This is a genomic window from Corallococcus llansteffanensis (genome assembly GCF_003612055.1).
In the GTDB taxonomy this organism is placed as follows: Bacteria; Myxococcota; Myxococcia; order Myxococcales; family Myxococcaceae; genus Corallococcus; species Corallococcus llansteffanensis.
On the sequence record NZ_RAWB01001136.1, the window covers coordinates 1 to 383 of the forward strand.

1 protein-coding gene is annotated in these 383 nt (G+C 70.0%); it reads left to right on the forward strand.

The annotated features are described in order from the left end of the window. On the forward strand, positions 1–333 hold a 333-nt coding region (locus D7V93_RS43800), incomplete at its 5' end, for an ABC transporter permease (RefSeq protein WP_120648742.1). Between the last annotated feature and the right edge of the window lie 50 nt (positions 334–383).

Consider the following 383-nt stretch of genomic DNA (forward strand, 5'->3'; position numbering starts at 1 on the left):
ATCGGCATCATGAACATCATGCTGGTGAGCGTCACCGAGCGGACGCGCGAGATTGGCGTGCGCGTGGCGGTGGGCGCCCGGCCGCGCGACATCCTGGCGCAGTTCCTCATCGAGGCGCTGACGCTGGCGGTGCTGGGCGGAATCATTGGCGCGGCCGTGGGCCTGGGCGTGGCGAAGCTGCTGGCCGCGCAGTTCGGCTGGCCCATGCTGGTGCGCCCGGACGTGGCCCTGCTGGCCATTGGTTTCAGCGGCCTGGTCGGGGTCGTCTTCGGCCTGTACCCGGCGCGCAAGGCGAGCCTGTTGGACCCCATCGATGCCCTGAGGTACGAGTGATGCGCGCGCTTCCGTTGACGCTCTCCCTGTGGGTGCTGCCCGTGGTCGCC